At 45.6% G+C, this 19,869-nt stretch carries 20 protein-coding genes; 11 read left to right on the top strand and 9 right to left on the bottom strand.

The features are described from left to right. The first annotated feature begins 134 nt into the window (after window positions 1-134). The 7 genes from ccoN to ICN44_RS02450 are packed head-to-tail and all read left to right on the top strand — an operon-like array spanning window position 135 to window position 5,320. Window positions 135-1,574: a cytochrome-c oxidase, cbb3-type subunit I gene (gene ccoN / locus ICN44_RS02480; protein WP_216262543.1), complete on the top strand. Its 1,440-nt coding sequence runs from the start codon at window positions 135-137 to the stop codon at window positions 1,572-1,574. 12 nt (window positions 1,575-1,586) lie between these two features. Further along, window positions 1,587-2,237, top strand: coding sequence for a cytochrome-c oxidase, cbb3-type subunit II (gene ccoO, locus ICN44_RS02475; protein WP_215320652.1), 651 nt, complete (start codon window positions 1,587-1,589; stop codon window positions 2,235-2,237). Window positions 2,238-2,272: 35 nt separating this feature from the next. Then, complete coding sequence (locus ICN44_RS02470; protein WP_216262542.1) at window positions 2,273-2,440, top strand: cbb3-type cytochrome c oxidase subunit 3; 168 nt, start codon at window positions 2,273-2,275, stop codon at window positions 2,438-2,440. Then, on the top strand, window positions 2,437-3,363 hold the full coding sequence (ccoP, locus tag ICN44_RS02465; RefSeq protein ID WP_215361801.1) for a cytochrome-c oxidase, cbb3-type subunit III: 927 nt from the start codon (window positions 2,437-2,439) through the stop codon (window positions 3,361-3,363). The genes ICN44_RS02470 and ccoP overlap by 4 nt, the downstream gene beginning before the upstream one ends. Before the next feature lie 12 nt (window positions 3,364-3,375). Then, window positions 3,376-4,833: a cytochrome c oxidase accessory protein CcoG gene (gene ccoG, locus ICN44_RS02460; protein WP_370624851.1), complete on the top strand. Its 1,458-nt coding sequence runs from the start codon at window positions 3,376-3,378 to the stop codon at window positions 4,831-4,833. 26 nt (window positions 4,834-4,859) lie between these two features. After that, a complete protein-coding gene (locus ICN44_RS02455; RefSeq protein WP_216262541.1) occupies window positions 4,860-5,063 on the top strand; it encodes a FixH family protein in 204 nt (67 codons plus the stop codon). Continuing rightward, window positions 5,060-5,320: a hypothetical protein gene (locus tag ICN44_RS02450; RefSeq protein ID WP_216262540.1), complete on the top strand. Its 261-nt coding sequence runs from the start codon at window positions 5,060-5,062 to the stop codon at window positions 5,318-5,320. Before ICN44_RS02455 ends, ICN44_RS02450 begins: the two co-directional genes overlap by 4 nt. Here ICN44_RS02450 and fnr read toward each other — a convergent pair. Next, window positions 5,317-6,087 carry a fumarate/nitrate reduction transcriptional regulator Fnr gene (gene fnr / locus ICN44_RS02445; RefSeq protein WP_216262539.1) on the bottom strand — a complete coding sequence of 257 codons (771 nt, stop codon included), beginning with the start codon at window positions 6,085-6,087 and terminating at the stop codon, window positions 5,317-5,319. The two genes, ICN44_RS02450 and fnr, sit on opposite strands and share 4 nt — an antisense overlap. 76 nt (window positions 6,088-6,163) lie before the next feature. Here fnr and ICN44_RS02440 point away from each other — a divergent pair, with 76 nt between their 5' ends. Then, the gene (locus ICN44_RS02440) at window positions 6,164-6,883 is read left to right on the top strand and encodes a sulfite exporter TauE/SafE family protein (RefSeq protein ID WP_216262537.1); all 720 of its coding nucleotides are present in this window, start codon (window positions 6,164-6,166) and stop codon (window positions 6,881-6,883) included. Window positions 6,884-6,890: 7 nt separating this feature from the next. Here ICN44_RS02440 and ICN44_RS02435 read toward each other — a convergent pair whose 3' ends face one another. Continuing rightward, the gene (locus ICN44_RS02435; protein ID WP_216262535.1) at window positions 6,891-8,516 is read right to left on the bottom strand and encodes a SulP family inorganic anion transporter; all 1,626 of its coding nucleotides are present in this window, start codon (window positions 8,514-8,516) and stop codon (window positions 6,891-6,893) included. Between the two features lie 20 nt (window positions 8,517-8,536). Next, entirely contained in the window at window positions 8,537-8,938 is a 402-nt protein-coding gene (locus ICN44_RS02430) for a DUF2177 family protein (RefSeq protein ID WP_216262534.1), read from the bottom strand. A gap of 86 nt (window positions 8,939-9,024) precedes the next feature. Between ICN44_RS02430 and ICN44_RS02425 the strand changes: the two genes are divergently transcribed. Continuing rightward, the gene (locus tag ICN44_RS02425) at window positions 9,025-9,465 is read left to right on the top strand and encodes a universal stress protein (protein ID WP_216262533.1); all 441 of its coding nucleotides are present in this window, start codon (window positions 9,025-9,027) and stop codon (window positions 9,463-9,465) included. A gap of 69 nt (window positions 9,466-9,534) precedes the next feature. On the opposite strand, the gene ICN44_RS02420 is transcribed toward ICN44_RS02425, so the two are convergent. Then, complete coding sequence (locus ICN44_RS02420) at window positions 9,535-10,986, bottom strand: M23 family metallopeptidase (protein WP_370624850.1); 1,452 nt, start codon at window positions 10,984-10,986, stop codon at window positions 9,535-9,537. A gap of 427 nt (window positions 10,987-11,413) precedes the next feature. Here ICN44_RS02420 and ICN44_RS02415 point away from each other — a divergent pair, with 427 nt between their 5' ends. Beyond that, window positions 11,414-12,547, top strand: a complete 1,134-nt coding sequence (locus ICN44_RS02415) for a mandelate racemase/muconate lactonizing enzyme family protein (RefSeq protein WP_216262532.1) — start codon at window positions 11,414-11,416, stop codon at window positions 12,545-12,547. Window positions 12,548-12,633: 86 nt separating this feature from the next. On the opposite strand, the gene ICN44_RS02410 is transcribed toward ICN44_RS02415, so the two are convergent. From ICN44_RS02410 to ICN44_RS02395, 4 genes are all read right to left on the bottom strand, one after another. Continuing rightward, on the bottom strand, window positions 12,634-14,646 hold the full coding sequence (locus ICN44_RS02410) for a TRAP transporter fused permease subunit (protein WP_216262531.1): 2,013 nt from the start codon (window positions 14,644-14,646) through the stop codon (window positions 12,634-12,636). 98 nt (window positions 14,647-14,744) lie between these two features. Then, the gene (locus tag ICN44_RS02405) at window positions 14,745-15,695 is read right to left on the bottom strand and encodes a TAXI family TRAP transporter solute-binding subunit (protein WP_216262530.1); all 951 of its coding nucleotides are present in this window, start codon (window positions 15,693-15,695) and stop codon (window positions 14,745-14,747) included. Window positions 15,696-15,727: 32 nt separating this feature from the next. After that, a complete protein-coding gene (locus ICN44_RS02400) occupies window positions 15,728-16,654 on the bottom strand; it encodes a dihydrodipicolinate synthase family protein (RefSeq protein ID WP_216262529.1) in 927 nt (308 codons plus the stop codon). Window positions 16,655-16,667: 13 nt separating this feature from the next. Next, complete coding sequence (locus ICN44_RS02395; RefSeq protein WP_216262528.1) at window positions 16,668-17,597, bottom strand: 2-hydroxyacid dehydrogenase; 930 nt, start codon at window positions 17,595-17,597, stop codon at window positions 16,668-16,670. Between the two features lie 85 nt (window positions 17,598-17,682). On the opposite strand from ICN44_RS02395, the gene ICN44_RS02390 reads away from it, so the two are divergent. Continuing rightward, entirely contained in the window at window positions 17,683-18,624 is a 942-nt protein-coding gene (locus tag ICN44_RS02390) for a 3-hydroxyacyl-CoA dehydrogenase family protein (protein ID WP_216262527.1), read from the top strand. A gap of 22 nt (window positions 18,625-18,646) precedes the next feature. On the opposite strand, the gene ICN44_RS02385 is transcribed toward ICN44_RS02390, so the two are convergent. Further along, window positions 18,647-19,852 (bottom strand): MFS transporter, encoded by a 1,206-nt coding sequence (locus ICN44_RS02385; protein WP_216262526.1) that lies wholly within the window; start codon window positions 19,850-19,852, stop codon window positions 18,647-18,649. Between the last annotated feature and the right edge of the window lie 17 nt (window positions 19,853-19,869).

Raw genomic sequence — 19,869 nt, 5'->3', positions numbered from 1 at the left:
TTTATCTTCACAACACCCCCTGAATTTGCCCCACCCTTTTTGATATAGATCAAATCCCCCTTAGGGCTCTACTTTGATAATTAATCCAGTCTATTTGGATTATGTCGCTGTTTGGTCACAAAAAAGGAGAAACCATGGGACTTACCGTGGGGAGTAATCAAGATACCTTCAATTACAAGGTTGTCAGCCAATTTGCCATCGTTACTGTGCTTTGGGGAATTGTTGGCATGCTCGTGGGAGTTATTCTCGCAGCCCAGTTGATCTGGCCTGAAATCACTTTTAATATTCCTTGGTTGAGTTATGGTCGCTTGCGTCCTTTGCACACCAATGCAGTGATTTTTGCCTTTGGCGGTTCTGCACTATTCGCAACGTCGTACTACATTGTGCAACGCACATGCCAGGTTCGACTCTTCTGTGACAAGTTAGCGGCATTTACTTTTTGGGGATGGCAAGCGGTGATTGTTTCTGCTGCCATTACCTTGCCGTTAGGTATTACTACTTCCAAAGAGTACGCTGAACTAGAGTGGCCGATTGATATTTTGATCACTGTAGTTTGGGTAGCCTATGCAGTTGTTTTCTTTGGCACCATCATGAAGCGCAAAACGAAACATATTTACGTTTCGAACTGGTTCTTCGGCGCATACATTCTGACTATTGCCATTCTGCATATCTTTAATAACTTAGAGATGCCTGCAACATTATGGAAGTCCTACTCTGCATATGCTGGGGTACAAGACGCGATGGTTCAGTGGTGGTATGGTCACAATGCAGTAGGCTTCTTCCTGACTACTAGCTTCTTGGGCATGATGTATTACTTCATCCCAAAGCAGGCTGAGCGTCCAATCTATTCATATCGTTTGTCGATTGTCCATTTCTGGGCTTTGAATTTTACGTATATGTGGGCAGGTCCTCACCACTTGCAGCACACTTCTTTGCCTGACTGGACTCAGTCGCTCGGTACTGTGTTCTCTTTAATTTTGCTAGCCCCATCTTGGGGTGGCATGATCAACGGCATCATGACATTGTCTGGCGCTTGGTATAAATTGCGTCGTGACCCGATCTTGAAATTCTTGGTAGTGGCACTGTCCTTCTACGGTATGTCTACCTTTGAAGGCTCCATGATGTCTATCAAGACAGTGAATAGCTTGTCTCACTACACAGACTGGACTATTGGACACGTTCACTCTGGTGCTTTGGGTTGGGTAGCCATGATTACTATTGGCTCTCTCTACTATCTGATCCCGCGCTTGGTTGGTCAAAAAGAGATGTATAGCACTAAGTGGATCGAGTTGCATTTCTGGATCGCCACTATTGGTGTTGTTCTCTATATCGCTGCAATGTGGATTGCCGGCGTTATGCAAGGTTTGATGTGGAGAGCGTTTGAACCAGACGGCACTTTGACATATAGCTTTGTCGAGTCTGTTAAAGCGACTTTCCCTTTCTATGTTATTCGTTTGATGGGCGGATTGTGCTACCTAAGCGGCATGTTCTTGATGGCGTATAACGTCTTCAAAACAGTGCAGGGTAAAACTTTTGTAAATGCGCCTATTCCAATGGCCGTTGCTGAACACTAAAAGGAGAAGAAAATGTCTAGCGAAAATAAATTCTTTTCCCACGGAACGCTTGAGAAAAACGTTGGTTGGTTAATTATTGCAACGATCGTGGTCGTATCGATCGCAGGGTTGGTGCAAATTGTCCCGCTCTTTTTCCAGCACACTACGACTGAGCCTAGTCCTGGCGTTGTTCCATACACAGCTTTACGTTTAGCTGGTCGCGATATCTATCAACGTGAAGGTTGTGTTGGTTGCCATTCACAGCAGATACGGACATTGCGTTCTGAAGTAGAGCGCTACGGTCCCTATTCATTGGCTGGCGAGTCTGTATATGACCATCCATTCCTATGGGGTAGTAAGCGTACAGGCCCAGATTTAGCTCGTGTAGGTGGACGCTATTCAGATGCTTGGCATCAGATCCACCTAAACAACCCGCGCGATGTGGTGCCGGAGTCCAATATGCCTGCTTACCCTTGGCTCGGAAAAAATGCAGCTGATGCAAGCTCTATTCAGTCACATATGGTTGCTATGCGTCGTTTAGGCGTTCCATACACTGATGAAATGATTGCAAATGCACCTGCAGAGTTAGAGGGTAAGACGGAGTTAGATGCTTTAGTTGCTTATCTTCAGGGGTTGGGCATTACGCGTCGCTATATTACTGTCGAAGAAGTTGTAGCGAAGTAATTAACAAGGTTATTAATTAAAACTACTTAAATCAAATGGAACAGATTACTCCCTACCTCTCGGCATTTTCTACAGTAATAGGCCTTGTCTTTTTTATAGGAATTGTTTTGTGGGCTTGGTCTCCTGGGCGCAAGAAAGCAAATCAGGAATCAGCAGATCTTCCATTTGATCTTCCGGATGAATTTAGTAAGGACAAATCATGAGTGACTTTTTTAGCAGCGGTTGGAGTGCTTACATCGCCTTAGTTGCATTAGTTGGAATTTTCTGGTGTATCTGGCTTTTGTTCTCCCAAAGAAAAGCTAAGGTTGTGCATACGGCCGATGGCGCGGTTGCTGATACGGGTCACGTATGGGATGGCGATCTGCGTGAGTTAAATAATCCATTGCCACGTTGGTGGATGTGGATGTTCTTGCTCTCTTGTATCTTCGGATTGGTTTATTTGGTTTTATTCCCTGGTCTTGGATCGTTTCCTGGAGTGTTGGGCTACAGTACTGATGGATCGCTAATGCAATCAATGACTAATGCTAATGATGAGCTCAAGCCTGTTTATGCGAAATACGTCAAGATGGACATTGAGCAAGTGGCGGCCGATCCTAAAGCCCGCGAAATGGGTCAACGCCTCTTCCTGAATTCTTGTGCACAGTGTCATGGCTCTGATGCTGGAGGCGCTAAAGGCTTCCCTAATTTGACTGATGGTGACTGGCTCTATGGAGGTTCACCAGAAAATATCAAGGCATCCATTACCTATGGACGTGGCGGTGTGATGCCTCCATTCCCACAGCTGGATAGCAATCAAATTGTGGATGTTGCTAACTATGTACGCAGCCTTTCAGGTCTGTCTGCAGATGATGCGAAAGCAGCTCGTGGCGCACAAGTATTCGCTGCAAACTGCGTAGCCTGCCATGGCCCTGATGGCAAAGGAAATATTGCTATTGGTGCACCAAACTTAACTGATAAAACTTGGTTATATGGCGGTTCAGAAGCGACGATTATTGAAACGGTAACTAAGGGTCGTATGGCAATGATGCCTGCTCAAGACAAGGTATTGAGTCCTGAGAAGATCCAGGTGTTAACAGCTTATGTCTGGGGTTTATCTAACAGTAAACAACCGGCTGCAGCTAAATAAGATTAGTAATTAGTGCCATATATTCCGCCGGGTGGGAAACCTGTTCCGATAGAAGTTATTGAGGAGTCTCTTTACGAGGTCCGGCGAAAGATTTATCCGCGTTCAGTATCAGGGCTCTTTGCCCGCTGGCGCTTTATTCTGGTATTTGCTACTCAGCTGCTGTTTTACGGCCTGCCATGGGTTAGTTGGAATGGCCGTCAAGCAGTTCTCTTTGATTTAATCCAGCGCAAGTTTTACATCTTTGGCCTCGTGTTATGGCCACAAGACGTGATTTATCTCACCCTCTTATTGATTCTTTCTGCGCTCGCTTTATTTCTATTTACTGCAGTTGCAGGGCGTTTATTTTGTGGATATGCCTGTCCGCAGACCGTCTATACCGAAATCTTCATGTGGATCGAGCGCAAGGTCGAGGGTGACCGTTTTGCGCGGATTCGTTTGGATGGTGAAGAGTGGCCTTGGGGTTTGCGTAAATGGCGTTTAAAGATTACGAAGCATTTCCTATGGTTATTGATCGCATTCTGGACAGGCTTTACTTTTATTGGGTATTTCACCCCAATTAGCACCTTAGGTTCTGCATTAATTCATCTGTCTTTGGGTCCATGGCAGACTTTCTGGTTGTGCTTCTATAGCTTTGCAACCTGGGGTAACGCAGGGTTCATGCGTGAACAAGTATGTAAATACATGTGCCCATATGCACGCTTCCAAAGCGTGATGGTAGATAAAGATACATTCTTGGTGACATACGATAAAGTGCGTGGCGAACCAAGGGGCAGTCGCAGCAAGTCTGCAGATCTAACTTCCCTGGGTTTGGGCGATTGCGTTGACTGCAGTATTTGTGTTCAAGTTTGCCCTACTGGCATTGATATTCGTGATGGCTTGCAATATATGTGTATTGGTTGTGGCGCCTGCATTGATGCATGCGATCAAGTGATGGAGAAAGTGGATTATCCAAAAGGACTCATTCGCTATACGACTGAGCGTGCCATTGAGGATAAAGAGTCCAATCAAAGTGCGATTCGCCATATATTGCGCCCGCGCGTATTGATCTACACCGCTTTTATCACTGTGCTTACAGCCGCTTTTATAGTTTCTCTCGCCACCAGAAACCCATTAAGGGTTGATGTGATGCGTGATCGTGGGGCATTGGCGCGTGAGGTCGAGGGTGTAAGGATTGAGAATATTTATCGCATTCAAATCATGAATGCATCTGAAAATAATATGAATGTGCAGGTAAAGGCGCTTGGTTTGGATGGATTAAAAGTGCTTAATTCACAAGGGCAGATTGTTACCGAGATTGAGGTTGGGCCAGCTAGCAACCTTCTGATGCCGATCAAGGTGAGCGCCGATGTTGGAGCGAATGAGGCTGGTAACTACCCAATTCATTTTGATGTAGTTGCCCATGAGATGTCAGGTGACGAGTTAATTACGAGAACCCGCGAAGAGAAATCTACTTTTATTATTCCCCGTTAAGCTAGAAGGCAATGGAGAGGATGGATATGACAGAACAACAAAATACTAAACCCTGGTTCAAGCAACTATGGCCATGGCTTTTAATTAGCGGGCCTGCTGTAGCCATGATTGGATGCGCTATCACTATTTACTTGGCTGTAAATCTGTATGCAGATAAGCCATTGCGTGATGGTGTTGTAAAGCAGGGCTTAAAAGTTAAGCAGCTCAAAGATGTGCAGGCAGCAAAATGAAGTACCGCCTACTAATCTGGATTTTGTGGCCCTCATTTTTGGTGGCTGGCATGGCAGAGGGCTTGTTGTTTACTGTGATCCACCCACAAGACCTTTTATTTTTTGGTTATCACCCAGATATTTCTGATGAGGGTATTTATACAGTCGGGTTCTTCGTGATTTGGACCTTCTGTGCGATCTCTAGCGCGCTTACTGCTTATATCCTGCCTGGGATTGAGTCACCCGATAGCAAGGAAGTTGACCGCGGCTTAATTTAAGCCTGTTTGATTGGGATTTCAGGGCTTACGCAGCCGTGGCGATCTGGGTTTGGAATGCCTGCCAGTTCGTATAGCCCATCCATATCGATGAGTTTGATGTGGCGTTGTTTGATTTGAATTAAGCCTGACTCTGCAAAGCGTGAGAGCATGCGACTGACAGTTTCAATTTGAATCCCAAGATAACTGCCAATATCATTGCGACTCATGCGCAAGTCGAATTCATTATTCAAGTAGCCGCGTGCAGCAAGACGTTGCGAGAGGCTTAATAAAAAGGCTGCCAATCTTTCTTCTGCACGCATCGTGCCAAGTGATAGTAGGTGGCGTTGATCTTGAGTCAGTTCCCGACTCATGATTTTATGGAACTGATTTTGTAAGACGGGGATCTGCCGAGCCAAATCTTCAAAAGCATCGTAACGAATAATGCAGACTTCGCTCTCTTCAAGAGCAATCGCATCTGACTGATAATGCCCCTCACCAATGCCATCAAGTCCTAGAATTTCGCCGGGCAGATGAAAGCCAATCACTTGTTGTCGACCGTCTTGCAGACAGAACTCTGTTTTAAGGGTGCCAAAGCGCACGCTATATACAGAACTGAGTGGATCGCCGTGACGATAAAGGCTTTCACCTTTTTGAAGATGAACGCGCTCTTTAACCAAGGTATCGATTTGGGAAACTTCGCTACTATTTAATCCAACCGGTAGACAAAACTGACCCAGTACGCAAACTGAGCATTTGCTGGTTGGGCTGTCGGTAGGTTTGTAGTTCATATTAGGGCTGATCTATAAGATCAGTTTATTCTATAAGTATGAAGATTATGGCTTTTACCTATTTTCTGTTGATTTCATGCTGACAACTAGCTTACTCGTTGCGGTCTTTCTGGGTGCACTTGTGAGTGGCTGGCACTGTGCTCTGATGTGCGGTGGGATAGCGGCTGCCATAGAGCGGCCAAGCACCTCAGAGACCCCATTGCGGCCCAAATCAGAGCTTTTTTACCTACAACTGATTATGCATTTGGGGCGTGTCACAACCTATGTCTTATTAGGCGCTCTTGCTGCCTCATTGGGGGTCGTGGTTTGGCAGCAAAACCTCATTCCAATCCAACGCCCCTTATTTGCTTTAACTTCCCTGATCTTAATTCTGATGGGCATGCGTCTACTCAGAATAGGCAAGTCAGAAGGTTTACTTGGCGGCAAATGGTTAAGTGCAAAAATTGCGGCTTATTGGGCTAAATACTTGGGCGCTATGGCGAGCGGCCCTTCGCGTTGGTTTAGCGGCATGCTATGGGGTTTGGTGCCCTGTGGTTTGGTCTATAGCGTTTTACCACTCGCCTTTTTATCGGGTGATGTAGTAACTGGTGCCGCGCTGATGTTGGCATTTGGTTTGGGTACATTACCTAACCTATTACTGATCTCTAAATTTTCAGCGGCGCTGACTCAGTTTGGGCAATATCTATGGGTGAGGTATTTGGCTGCTGCACTTCTATTGATTGCAGGCGGCTTTGGTATGTATCGTGCCTGGGTATTGCCAGAAGCCTTATTAAAAGGTGGCTTCTGTATTTCTTAAGTCGCTCTTAAGTTGTTGCTGCTTCTATGCCGGAGCTCAGATCTGGATAGAAAGAATCTTGGGGTAGCGTAGATAAAAATTCACTGCGCTCTGCCATCTCTAATGGTTGATGCGCTAAGCCGCAAATGATCAATCGAATATTACGAATCTTGCACAGGTGCGCTAGTTCCATGATTGTATCCATGCCAGAAGTATCAATGTAGATTACGTTCTTTAAATCGAGCAAGAGTGTTTGTGAGGGTAAATTCGCTTCAATCTTTTCTAGGAGTTTTACTGCTCCAAAAAAGATGGCACCATGAATGCGATAGGCATCAATTCGACCTTGCTGATTACTCAGTCCCGGGTAATCGCCAACTAGAGCAGGCTCGCAACGCGATAGACTAGAGATGCGGTAAATGAAGGTGATAAAGGCGAGTAGTAAACCTACTTCTACTGCAATCGTAAGATCCAGTACAACAGTGAGAATAAAGACGCTCAAGATAGTGATTCGATACGGCAAGCGGAATTGCTTTAGATCGATGAACTTCCGCCACTCACCCATATTCCAGGCCACATACATCAAGATGGCGGCAAGGCTGGCTAAAGGAATGTTTTTGGCAAGCGGCGCTGCAAATAAAACAATGACTAGTAAAGTTGCTGCATGGACGAGTCCAGAGACAGGTGTAGTGCCGCCACTCTCTATATTAGTTACTGTGCGAGCAATCGTGCCAGTCGCTGGCATGCCACCAAAAAATGGAATGGTGAAGTTAGCAATACCCTGAGCTACTAGCTCTTGATTTGACTCATGGCGATCATGAATAAGGCCATCGGCAATGCGCGCACAGAGTAAAGATTCAATTGCGCCTAATAGGGCAAGTGTTAAGGCTGGTGCCACCATGTATTGAGCGCTATCCCAGCTTACCGGAATCCATTCAAAAGCGGGGAGCCCTGAAGGGATCCCGCCAAAGCGACTACCAATCGTATCTACTGGTAAATTAAAGATGCTGGTAACGATTGTTGCTGCTACCATTGCTACAACAGTGCCAGGAAGATGAGAGAGCCAACCTAAGCGATTCTGAAATATCTTCCATAAGATCAGTAAGGCAAGACTCCCACAAGCTAAACCAAGCGCAATGGGGTTAAAGGTGTCTGCTGCTAAGTAGAGTGCATGCACTGATTGAAAAAATTGAGCTGGCATTTTTTCAATCTGAAGTCCGAAGAAATCTTTGACTTGAGATAGCCCAATCAAAAAGGCAATGCCATTGGTAAAACCAATAATGACTGCAATTGGAATGAAGCGTACTAGCGTTCCAAGACGAAATACTCCCATCAGAAATAAAAATACTCCTGACATGGCGGTTGCGAGTAATAAATTGGGAACACCATAGCGCTCCACAATGCCGTAAACAATGACAATGAAGGCGCCGGCCGGCCCGCCAATTTGTACGCGGCTACCTCCAAGTAAGGAGATAAGCCCGCCAGCAATAATGGCAGTAAAAATACCCGCTTGGGGTTTGAGTCCACTGGCAATAGCAAAAGCCATGGCTAATGGGAGCGCAACAATGCCAACCGTCATTCCAGCAAAAACATCCTTAGTGAAAAGGGCGCGGCTATAGCCAGAAAATGAGTCAAAAAGTCGGGGACGAAAAAACATAAGATGAATGTTTCAATGGCCTAAGAGATACGGTTGCCAACCCAGTAGGCAAAACTCGCACACAAGGCGGTAACAAAACTGCCCCATGCAATATCAATGAAAGCCAATTGTGTTGGAAAGTTTCTAACCACCGCCAGATTAGTGAGGTCATAGGTCATGTAGCAAAACAGGCCAAACAAAGCGCCATATTGCAGCGCATATATACAAGACTGTTTTGATAATGCCGGAACAATCACAAAAATACAGACGCCCAAGGCGTAAATCAGGTAGAAGGTGAGTCCAGCTAGAAGCTTAGGTTCGCTGGCCATTAAGTCACCCATCTCATTGCGATAGAGGTTTTTTGCGATTCCCAAAAGCCACACTAAATCGATTGCAATGAGGGCAATTAAAAATGAGAGGTAGATAGCAAAATTCTTAATCAATTAAGTTACCTTTATTCTTTTATAGGTTAATAATAAGTATTATGATGGAAAGAGCAAATAAGTAGTTCAATTTAAAGGGAGTCAATATGTTTAAGCATTTATTGGTGCCAGTAGATGGTTCAGATGTCAGCAAAAAATCCTTAAAGAAAGTCGCCGCACTTGCTAAGGCAGATGGTGCTGCAGTTACGTTGGTATATGTTTCTGATCCTACACCTCCGATGGTTTATTCAGATAGCACCATGGGTTATGGAATTTCAAAGAAACAGCATACAGAAGCTTGTCAGGCATATGCACAGGATGTATTTAAAAAGTCGACAACGGCGTTGGGAGCTGTCGCTAAAGTGAAAAGTCTTCACATTGAAAATAGCAATCTATCTGAAGGTATTTTGGCTGGCGCAAAAAAAGCGAAAGCGGATGTGATCGTCATGGCGTCTCATAAGCGCACAGGTATCAAAGGGATCTTATTAGGTAGCGAGACCCATGAAGTGATTGTGCATTCCACATTGCCAGTATTAGTTCTGGGTTAATTTACCTAGCTTCAAGTTAAAAGGGTCCAATTGGACCCTTTTTTATATCAGCAGCATTCCTAAATTCATTTAGTTGTGCTTAATAGGGCTACCTAGCAGAAGCATCTCTCTAGTCAGTTGCCCGCTTTCGTTATCGCGCATGGACCATAAATCAAGTTGTGTTTTGGAGCCATAAGGATCTACGTAAATCCCATTTTTTCTTAATTCAAAATGTAGGTGTGGCCCCGTTGATCTCCCAGTTGTTCCTACGTAGCCAATTTCCAATCCGCGCCGCACTTCGTTGCCCAATTCAAGTTCTACGTTGTAATTGCTCAAGTGTGCATAGTAGGTGTGGTAATTGCCTGGATGCTCTAAAACAATTAAGTTTCCAAATGCACCACTAAAGCCTATGTGCACAACTTTGCCATTGGCAACACTAAAGATGGGGGTGCCGATTGGGGCGGCATAGTCAATCCCCATATGGGTGCGATAGCGTTGCTTTGTTGCTGGCGCCTGGGTTGGAGCCACTGACGCAGGATTCTTGCTGCGCTTACTTGAGGAGGCTCTTACCATGCCAACTCCCCGAGAGATACGGCGATAGCTTAATGGATTAGTCCAAAAAGAACGCTCAAGCGATTCTCCAGATCCTGTAAAAAACCCCCCGGGAATGTCACTGCGCTCCATCCAAAAGGCATTTGCATAAACGTCTTTAGTGTTGGGGTCAATAATTTCTGCAGCCCAAATTTGCGCCCATCTTTCTCGATCACCAAAGTCAACAATCAAGCGCACAACGCTGTTAGTATTTTCAAGAGAATTATTTTCTTCAGGATAGATTTGCTTGATCAGGGAATTTAATTCCCAAACCAGCTCAACTGGCAATTGATCGCTTACTTTTCGAGGGTCATACAAGACATCTCTTAAAGGAATCCGAATCTCGGTTAAGCGTTTGGACTCATCTTTGAGATAGTCTTGCTGAATTAAAAACCCACCAACAGCTGATGGTGTAAATGTCCATACTTCAGTTTTACTATCTTGGATTGGGCCATTCATGATGCTCAATGAGTCGAAACGATTACGACTTCCAAAGGCAACCGCGTAAGGGATACAATCTCCACGCATGTGATCAAAAAATGTTTTGGTCTGATTTTTGAAGAATTCAGCAAACTGACGATTATCAATTCCAACGCTAGCCGGTAGGCTATTTTCATTAAAATTGCGTCTTAGGCACCCTTGGGCTACTCGATAGTCAAGGTTTGCATCGCTGTCGAGCATCAACTCATCTGGGGCTTTTCGCTGAAATAGCGATGGGTTCAGACTCATGCTATTGGTTTTTGAGCCAGTACCCGCAGATTTATCTTTGAAGCCAACCTGCCTATTGGTTTGAACGGTAATTTTCTTGCGTGCTTGGGTAGTGCTTTGGGTTTGGCTACTTTGGGCTTGAGCTGCATAAGCCAAGCCCGGAGTTGAGCTAAGAAAGGCGCAGCCAGACAAAATGATTACTCCCCTAGTGAACAGGGAGCTAAGAGATACTTTTTTATTCACCCCTCAATTATCTAATAATGTGGGAGCATCTCTGAATAAATATGCTGTGCCGCAGCAAATTAGACTTAATCTTGATCCGGCGCTATTTTTGAGAGCTTCAAAGACTGCTTTCAGCCTTTGCTCATAATTTTGCTTTACAACGGACGCCTCATCGGCTGGCCAAGGTCTAAAACCGGCAGCTTTAGCAATGTCAGTTTTGCCACTTTTAACTAAATTTGTTGCACAACATGGTGGTTTGAGGATATTGGGGGGGTGAATGTATCAACTTTGCAGCAAATCTAACTTACAAGATGCCTGTTCGGATAGCAACCACTCGGCTCATTTTCGCCATGTGCATTTGTAATGGGATGGATTAATTATTCTTTATTTAGGCACCTGTCGGCACATTAAATTCTCGATACAATCAATTTTTGATTAAGGAGTTTAGATGCCGATTATTGAATCCATCCAAGTTGCCTCTGTAGCAGTACCTTTGGATAAAGTCACTTCATTTTCCACTCGCACTGTTTCTGAGCGTCACTATTGCCTGGTAAAAGTTCGCGGCAAGGATGGTAATGAGGGCATCGGCTTTTGCTATGTCGGCAGTGCCGGCGGAGATATTGCCAAACTTGCTGTTGAGCAATTACTGGCCCCCAAACTCATTGGTCAAAATAGTCACCGCAGTGAAGGTCTCTGGATGGAGATGTATAACGAATCTATTCTCCAAGGTCGTGCAGGTGCCGTCATGCGTGGTATCTCGATTTTGGATACGGCTTTGTGGGATTTAAATGCACGCTCAGTTGGCTTACCTTTGCATCAATACTTGGGTTCAGTGGTTGATGATCGGGTGCCAGCTTATGCTAGTGGTGGTTACTATCTTGAAGGTAAAACGCCTGCCAAGTTAGGCAAAGAAATGGAGTCTTACGTAAAGCAGGGCTTTAAGGCAGTCAAGATGAAGGTGGGGCGTTTATCGCCTTCAGAAGAGGAGGCGCGTGTAAAGGCGGCTCGCCAAGCTGTAGGTGATGATGTATTGCTTACTCTCGATGCAAATAATGCCTGGCGCGATCTACCTACGGCGCTTGAGTATGTACGTCGCTTTGAAGCATACAACCCGTATTGGATTGAAGAACCTTTTTCTCCAGATGCGATTGATTTACATGCTGCCTTGGCGCGCCAAACCAAAATCAACGTTGCTACCGGTGAGATGGAAGCGGGACGCTGGCGTTTTAGAGAGTTGATTGATGCTGGTGGTGCTGCCATCCTGCAATCTGATGCGGCTGTCTGCGGCGGTATTACCGAGTGGAGAAGAATTTCTGCATACGCTGATTTAAAGGGCGTCATAGTTTGTCCGCACTGGATGCATGATTTGCATGCCCCATTGGTGGCGGCTACGCCTAATGCACGCTTTGTCGAATTCTTCTTGGATGATCAGGTGCTGAACTTCCGTAGATTGATCAATAAGCAGCTGACTTTTAAGAATGGGGATTTGATTTTGCATAAAACCCCTGGTTTAGGCTTCGAGTTTGATGAAGCTGCTGTCAAGAAATATGCAGGTAAAGCCGCTTGGACCAAGATCTCTTAAGATAAGCAATTACTAGAAACAATAAGGCCCGCTCAAGCGGGCCTTATTGTTTTGAGGATGAGATCCGTCCACCTATCAGGTGTACCTTAAGAAGATCTGGGATTGAGTTTGAAATGGGTAATCGTTTGAGTCACTAGCACCAGGCCAAATCCAACGAAGCCAACTAAATCTGCCTCTGTGGAGGGGTAGGCAAGGGCAACCCCAGAGATCACCATGATGATTCGTTCAAAGATCTTGGTTTTCTCAATGAACCAACCTTGTAGTCCACCGGCTAGGCAGATGATTCCAACAACGGCCGTGAAAGAGACCCAAGCAATTTGCATCCAGTCCGCCTGCTCTAGAGCGCTGGTGGATCCCATTAATAACAAGCTAACGCCTGACTTATCTAAAACAAACATAAATGGAACCAAAATAGCTGGAGCAACATACTTCCAGGTTTGCAAAGTAGTCTTATAGGGGTTGCCTTTACAAATCGCAGCTGCAGCAAATGGCGAGAGTGCAGTCGGTGGCGATACTTCCGAAAGTACAGCGTAATAGAAGATAAACATGTGAGCTGCAAAAGCAGGCACGCCTAAATTAATCAAAGCAGGCGCTGCGATTACTGCACAAATAATGTAAGAAGCTGTTACTGGAACAGCAAGACCAACTACCCAAACTACAAGGGCGGTAAAGATAGTCGTCAGCAAGAGCGAGCCACCTGCGTACTGAATCACAATCGAGCTAAATTTCAGGCCAAGACCGGTTAAGGTAACGGTACCCACAATGAGACCGGCACCAGCACAGGTGGCAGCGATAGCTAAGACACCAGTTGAACCAGTTGCAAGCGCCTTGGTCAGGTTGGAGTTGTATAGGCCAGAGAGAATGGGCTCTTTGCCTTTAAACCATGCCCAAGGAATGATGGCAGTATCTTCACGCAGCATGCTTGATAAAGCCGAAACTACTGTCGCCCAGAATACGGACATGACAGGAGAGAAGCCCATCAACATAAACACCACAATCGAGATGAGCGAGAAGAAGTGAAACCAGTATTTCTTAGTGAGTTGCCAGGCTGTTTCAGCAGACTCAAAGTGAATGTTTTTCATGCCATATTTGCGTACATCAATTTCGACCATCACAAATAAGCCAAGATAAAAAAGGATAGTTGGGATGGTTGCCATCAGCAATACATCTAAATAGGATATCTTGAGAAAATCTGCAATCAAGAATGCAGCTGCGCCCAGTACAGGAGGCGAGATAATGGCACCAAGACCACCCGCTGCCAAAAGTCCGCCAGCAGCATTTTTCTCGTAACCTACTTTATCCAACATGGGAGCTGCAACTGAGCCCACAGTAACTGTTGTTGCTACACCGGATCCTGATGGTCCGCCGAGCAAGAAGGAGGACATTACGATGGTTCTACCAACCCCAGAAGATTTTCCACCCATTGCTGCGAATGAGAAATCAATAAAGAACTTTCCTGCGCCAGTAAATTGCAAGAAAGCGCCGAAGATGGTGAAGAGAATAATGAGGGTTGCAGAAACATCAACAGCAGTGCCATAGATGCCTTCTAGAGTCATATACATATAACCCACTAAACGATCGAGATCGTAACCCTTGTGAGTCCAAGGCGCCGGTAAGTAGTTGCCAAACAATGCATAGAGCAGAAACAGGATGGTTACCGAGACCAAGATCAAGCCATTGGTTCTGCGCACGCTTTCTAAGATGAGGAGAATTAATGCAATACCCACCATGACATCCGTAGAGTTGGGTGCGGTGTTGCGGTCCATAAAGTCGTCGCCACCACTCAGAATGTAATAGGCAATTCCAACGGATACGAGCGCAAAAACGATATCCCAGGGCATTAAGCGATTTTTGAAGCGATCGGCTATTGGAAAGCTGAGGAATACTAAGAATAAAACCAGAGCAACGTGAATGACTCGCAATTCTTGTGTTGGAACAATAGAATAGGCCGCATATAAATGAAAGAGAGACATGCCTACTGCCACCAGGGTGATGAACTTCGCTAGCAGTCCCTTGTAGTCATTAGAGTCGCCTTCCTCTTGCTTGATAAAAGCGTCTAGTTTTTCTTGGGTTTCGTTGTCAATAACGTTTTGATTCATGTCTCAACCTCTGTAATTATTTTTATGCACTACTTTATTTTTTCACTATCGTAAAACGAAAGGGGTGAGATTGACTCACCCCAGATACAAACATCAACTTAATTGAGTTTGACGTTCTTTTCTTTAAAGTACTTAAGTGCACCTGGATGAAAGTCAACTGGGGTTGCTTTTGTTTTTTGATTTTCCAGGCTGACGTTCATGTATTCCTGATGTGTGCGAACCAGATCAAGTTTGTTGTCAAACATGGTTTTGACAATCTTATAAGCTTGATCATCAGGCATGTTGGCATTGACTACTAAAATATTGGCAACGGCTGCAACTTTATTGTCCTTGGCCATGCCGCTATACATGGCCTTAGGAATAATGGCCGTGAAATACAAATTGCCATATTTCTTATTCATGATAGGTACCTCATCAGAGGTATCCACCATGACAATTTTCATGCCAGGACTATTAGCCAAATCAGTTACAGCTGCAGTTGGAAGGCCACCAACCCAAAAGAAGGCATCAATCTTGCGATCTTTCACCGCATTAACAGATTCAGCTACGCTTAAACGCTCACGCTTGACATCTTTATCCTTATCAAGACCAGCGGCTTCTAATAAACGAAAGGCCATCACTTCTGTTGCGCTACCAGGAGCGCCAGTACTAATGCGCTTGCCCTTGAGGTCTTTCATAGATTTGATGCCGGTGGAATCAACGGTTACTACGTGCATCAGGTTTGGATAAAGAACTACCAGAGTGCGTAAGTCCACTTTTTTACCAGCAAACTTACCTTCGCCAATCTGAGCATCTTTAGCGGCATCAGCCATCGAGAAACCAACGTATGGCTTGCCTGTACCGATGAGGTTTAAGTTATCTACCGAGCCCCCGGTCACTTCTGCAGTAGCAGACATTCCAGGCACCTTGCTCGAGAGAACAGAGGCAAGACCGCCACCCATTGGGTAGTAAACGCCACCTGTACCGCCAGTGGCGATGGAGATATTTTGTGCGCTAACACTTGCGCAAAGAAGGCTAAGCGATAAGGCAATGGCTTTAAACAGTTTCATTGTTGTCTCCTAATTATTTTTTATTTTTTGAATTACAAGCCTGGCATGTTGAAGTTAATTGCTTTGAGCTCGCTGAGCAGTTGCACTTGTTGCTCAGCGCTTAACTGCATCAATGGCGGACGTACTCTGAGCCACTCAGAATCCTTGGTGTAATGGGCTACGGCAGTCTTCATACCTGCGATCATTTGATACTTGGCAAAAATTCCACGTACTTGATCTAAGCTTGCCTGACGATCATCGGCATTCGAATCTTTCCAGTTCGCTGCCAAATCAGCAATCGCTTTTGGATTGACGTTGGCAGTAGCGGAGATACAGCCAACACCGCCAGCACGCAAGGTGCGCATCAGGAATACTTCGCTACCTGCATAGACACGGAAGCCTGAAGGTGCTAATAATTTAATGACCGATTCTGTATAAGACCAATCGCCAGAGCTGTCTTTCATGCCCACGACGGTCTTTGGATACTCTTTTGCTAAGCGCTCAAGCAAAGAGAGGCTTAAGGTCACCTTAGTAACCGGAGGAATGTTGTAGATATAAATCTGCAAAGCAGTGCTACCTACTTTTTGAATCACTTCAGAAAAATAGGCGAATAGACCATCATCAGTAACGTCTTTGTAGTAGAAGGGTGGCAACATTAATACGCCCGCGCATTTATGGTTGACTGCGTGACGTGTCATATTCACCGTGGCATCAATCGATGTTGCTCCAGTACCTGGCATTAAGTGCTCAGGTTTTAATCCACCCTCTACTAATGCTGTTAAGGTGCTCATCTTCTGCGGAGCAGACATCGAGTTTGCTTCTGAATTCGTGCCAAAGATAGCCTGCCCAACACCATTAGCTTCTAGCCATTGGCATTGTTTCAATAACTTAGAAGCATCTGGACTGCCGTCCGCCTTAAATGGGGTGATGACAGGGGATAACACCGCTGGCAAGGTGGAAGGGTGCAGAGAAATCGTCATGCTGGCTCCGTTTTTAGTTATTGACTTCGGATGGAAGTGTTTGTTGGTTAAAGAAGGCTTCTAAATTATCTACGGCTAAGTTGGTCATGGCTATTCGTGTTTCCGAGGTAGCACTTCCAATGTGCGGTGTTAACAATACATTATCAAGTGTTAAAAATTCATGACTTGGGTTAGGTTCGTTCTCAAAAACATCCAAGGCCGCACCAGCAATCTTTTTATGTTGCAGTGCATATAAAAGTGCCCCCTCATCGACCACACTGCCGCGGGCAATATTGATTAAATATCCCGATGGACCCAAAGCTTCTAAAACCCTGGTATTAATCATGTTGTCTGTATCGGGGGTTGCTGGGCAAGCTAAAAATAAGATGTCGCAGGCCTTGGCTAATTCTTGAACATCTGGATGGTAGGTATAGGGCAGAGATTTTTTATTTGGCCCTGAATACGCTATCTCAACTTTGAATGGCTCTAAACGTTTAGCCAGGTCTTGCCCTATTCGACCCATGCCAGCGATACCTACTCGTTTACCAGCCAAGGTGGTGGTGAGCCTAAAGGGCGCTTTTGACCAAGCAGTGCTTTTGACATATTCCTGAGCCTCAGGTAGTTGGCGCAGTAGGGCGAGCATCATGCCAATGGCCAGCTCGCATACAGAATCGTTTAGGACGCCAGGGGTGTTGCTTGCTTTAATCCCTTGTTCTTTGAGATAAGCCAAAGGAAGGTTGTCATAACCAACCCCACAAGTGGTAACCATACGAATACTGGGAATCTGTTTAACTAGGGCCTCGGGCAGCTTGGTATTGGAGCGAATCAAAATCGCCTGAAAGTTTCCGGTGGGAGCGGGCGCTTGAGGATCGGGATGGTGAAAAGGGGTAAAGCGCCGATCTATTTCTGCCTGCATAATTTCAGGGAAATGGCCGACCTGTAGCACCGAATTGACGGGGATCATGTCTCACTAACTTTTTTATTGAAATAATGACCCCATTGTAAGAGGATTTTTCAGAAAAAGTCCGCCCCCTTTTAGGAGAGTATTCATGTTATTTACCCCAGCTGAAACCAAGGTAGTTATTGTCGGTGGCGGCACTATGGGTGCAGACGTTGCAGCCGTTTGTGCACGCGGTGGCTGTGCAGTCCAGGTGGTTGAGCCAACTACAGAGCGACGAGCCCTTCTGCCGGATTATTTTGCAAGCACCATGGGGGATCTCGGTTATGAGCATCGCATTCATTTGCTGTCTGTGGCGGGTTCGCTCGAAGAGGTTGATTGGTCTGATATTGATCTGATGATTGAGTGTGTGCCGGAGCGTCTAGACATCAAGCGAGAGTTATTTGCTAAGTTGGAAAAATATGCAAAGCCTGAGGCGGTATTGGCAAGCAATAGTACGAGCTTCCCAATTAGTGAAATTGCCAACGGCCTAAAAACAGCTGCCCGCATGATTGGCTTACATTTCTTTATGCCTGCCCATTTAGTGCCTTGTGTAGAGGTGGTATATGGTGCAAAGACTTCGCCGATGGTTGGCGAAAGCCTCTCACGTTTAATGACAGCGTGTGGCATGGTGCCTGTTACTGTGAAAAAAGATCTGCCAGGATTTTTGGCTAATCGTTTGCAGCATGCGTTATCGCGTGAGGCTTTTTCAATGGTTGATGAAGGCATCTGTACACCAGAAGATATTGATAAAGCCGTTCGTTTTGGTTTTGGCTTTCGCTATATCGCCGCAGGCCCAGCCATGCAACGAGATCATGCTGGCCTTGAGGTACACGGTGCTGGAGGCGCAACCATCTATCCAACCTTAAACAATTCACCAACGATAGCAAAGTGCTTGAGTGATCGCATCGCTAGTGGCAAGTTTGGCATGAAAACTGGCGAAGGATTTTTCACCTGGACTGCTGAAACAATTAAGGCTGAACGTGAGCGCTATCAAAAAGCATTACGTGCTGGTCTGAAGATTATTCAGAAAGATCTTCCTGAAATTAAATAGCAACTAGTTGTTTAGTTGCTCACTAAGAAATATCTTTCAGATGGAGCTTGCCAAGGTGCGGGGCCAGTCGATAAGTAATCAGGACAATGGCAATCGTCGCGACCCCACCAAATACGATAGATGGCACTAAGCCAATCATGCTGGCAGCAATGCCAGACTCAAGTGCACCCAATTCATTGGATGAACCAATGAAGATGCCGTTAATGGCGCTAATTCTGCCGCGCATATGATCTGGTGTGGTGAGCTGCATGATGCTGCCGCGAATCACCACTGATATCGAGTCAAAGCATCCAGAGATAAATAGAAAGAATGCGCAGAGCCATAAATTGCTGGAGATGCCAAAGGCAATAATCGCTGCACCAAATCCTGCCACTGATATCAGAAGATATTTTCCTGAGTCGTTTAGCACGGGACGCCGAGCAAGGTAGATTCCGGTAATCACTGCCCCAGCCGCGGGCGCAGCACGCAATATTCCTAGGGTTTCTGGGCCCGCATTGAGTACCTCCTTCACAAAGGCTGGAAGAATAGACACCGCACCACCGAAGAGAACAGCAAACATATCGAGCGCCATGATGCTCAAAATAAGTTCATGTTTTCTGACGTAATGAAACCCTTCCAAAAAGCTCTTTAGAAAGTGCTTAGATAAGCCGCTCGATTTTTCTTGCACAGCAGTAATGAAAGTAATTCCGTACAAACCGACTGCTCCACAGAAGGCGGCGAGTAGATACGTCCATTCAAGACCAGCAAAGCCAATCATCAGTCCGCCTAGTCCTGGACCTGCTACTACGCAAATCTGAAACGCTGAAGATGCATACGCTGTGTAACGCGGTAGTTGGTCTCTCGGAATGATTTGTCCAAAAAGCGCTTGATAAGAAGGTCTTAATAAAGCGCGCCCAATACCAATAAATGCTACTGCGGTATAGATCAATGGTATTGGTGGGCTAAGCCATCCCAATGCGATGACCGTTAAAAATAATCCAACCGCAATATGAATGAGGCAGGCGATTGCAGCAATCCACTTGCGGGAGTGGTGATCAACCGCATGACCTGAATATAGAGCCAGCGCAAAGTAGGGAACGAGCTCTGCAAGACCTATCAGCCCGAGTGAAACTACGCTATTGGTGATTTCGTAAAGATGCCAACCCACCGCTACCATCGTAATTTGGTAGCTTAGGGTTGCGCCAACGCGGTACAGCAGTAGGGTTCTAAAGGCTTTGCCGGGATTCATGAATTCCCTCCATTTTA

It is taken from the genome of Polynucleobacter sp. JS-Fieb-80-E5 (assembly GCF_018882015.1).
Lineage (GTDB): Bacteria > Pseudomonadota > Gammaproteobacteria > Burkholderiales > Burkholderiaceae > Polynucleobacter.
Note: the sequence above shows the minus strand (reverse complement) of the source record. Positions and strands in the feature narration are given on the sequence as shown.

What these genes read in the sequence shown, in the direction of transcription:
- ICN44_RS02455 (WP_216262541.1), top strand. Translation starts at nt 4,860, where the DNA reads ATGACAGAACAACAAAATACTAAACCCTGGTTCAAGCAACTATGGCCA.
- ICN44_RS02435 (WP_216262535.1), bottom strand. Translation starts at nt 8,516, where the DNA reads ATGTTTTTTCGTCCCCGACTTTTTGACTCATTTTCTGGCTATAGCCGC.
- ICN44_RS02425 (WP_216262533.1), top strand. Translation starts at nt 9,025, where the DNA reads ATGTTTAAGCATTTATTGGTGCCAGTAGATGGTTCAGATGTCAGCAAA.
- ICN44_RS02385 (WP_216262526.1), bottom strand. Translation starts at nt 19,852, where the DNA reads ATGAATCCCGGCAAAGCCTTTAGAACCCTACTGCTGTACCGCGTTGGC.
- ICN44_RS02440 (WP_216262537.1), top strand. Translation starts at nt 6,164, where the DNA reads ATGCTGACAACTAGCTTACTCGTTGCGGTCTTTCTGGGTGCACTTGTG.
- ICN44_RS02470 (WP_216262542.1), top strand. Translation starts at nt 2,273, where the DNA reads ATGGAACAGATTACTCCCTACCTCTCGGCATTTTCTACAGTAATAGGC.
- ICN44_RS02410 (WP_216262531.1), bottom strand. Translation starts at nt 14,646, where the DNA reads ATGAATCAAAACGTTATTGACAACGAAACCCAAGAAAAACTAGACGCT.
- ccoP (WP_215361801.1), top strand. Translation starts at nt 2,437, where the DNA reads ATGAGTGACTTTTTTAGCAGCGGTTGGAGTGCTTACATCGCCTTAGTT.
- ccoO (WP_215320652.1), top strand. Translation starts at nt 1,587, where the DNA reads ATGTCTAGCGAAAATAAATTCTTTTCCCACGGAACGCTTGAGAAAAAC.
- ICN44_RS02450 (WP_216262540.1), top strand. Translation starts at nt 5,060, where the DNA reads ATGAAGTACCGCCTACTAATCTGGATTTTGTGGCCCTCATTTTTGGTG.
- fnr (WP_216262539.1), bottom strand. Translation starts at nt 6,087, where the DNA reads ATGAACTACAAACCTACCGACAGCCCAACCAGCAAATGCTCAGTTTGC.
- ICN44_RS02390 (WP_216262527.1), top strand. Translation starts at nt 17,683, where the DNA reads ATGTTATTTACCCCAGCTGAAACCAAGGTAGTTATTGTCGGTGGCGGC.
- ICN44_RS02415 (WP_216262532.1), top strand. Translation starts at nt 11,414, where the DNA reads ATGCCGATTATTGAATCCATCCAAGTTGCCTCTGTAGCAGTACCTTTG.
- ICN44_RS02395 (WP_216262528.1), bottom strand. Translation starts at nt 17,597, where the DNA reads ATGATCCCCGTCAATTCGGTGCTACAGGTCGGCCATTTCCCTGAAATT.
- ccoN (WP_216262543.1), top strand. Translation starts at nt 135, where the DNA reads ATGGGACTTACCGTGGGGAGTAATCAAGATACCTTCAATTACAAGGTT.
- ICN44_RS02400 (WP_216262529.1), bottom strand. Translation starts at nt 16,654, where the DNA reads ATGACGATTTCTCTGCACCCTTCCACCTTGCCAGCGGTGTTATCCCCT.
- ICN44_RS02405 (WP_216262530.1), bottom strand. Translation starts at nt 15,695, where the DNA reads ATGAAACTGTTTAAAGCCATTGCCTTATCGCTTAGCCTTCTTTGCGCA.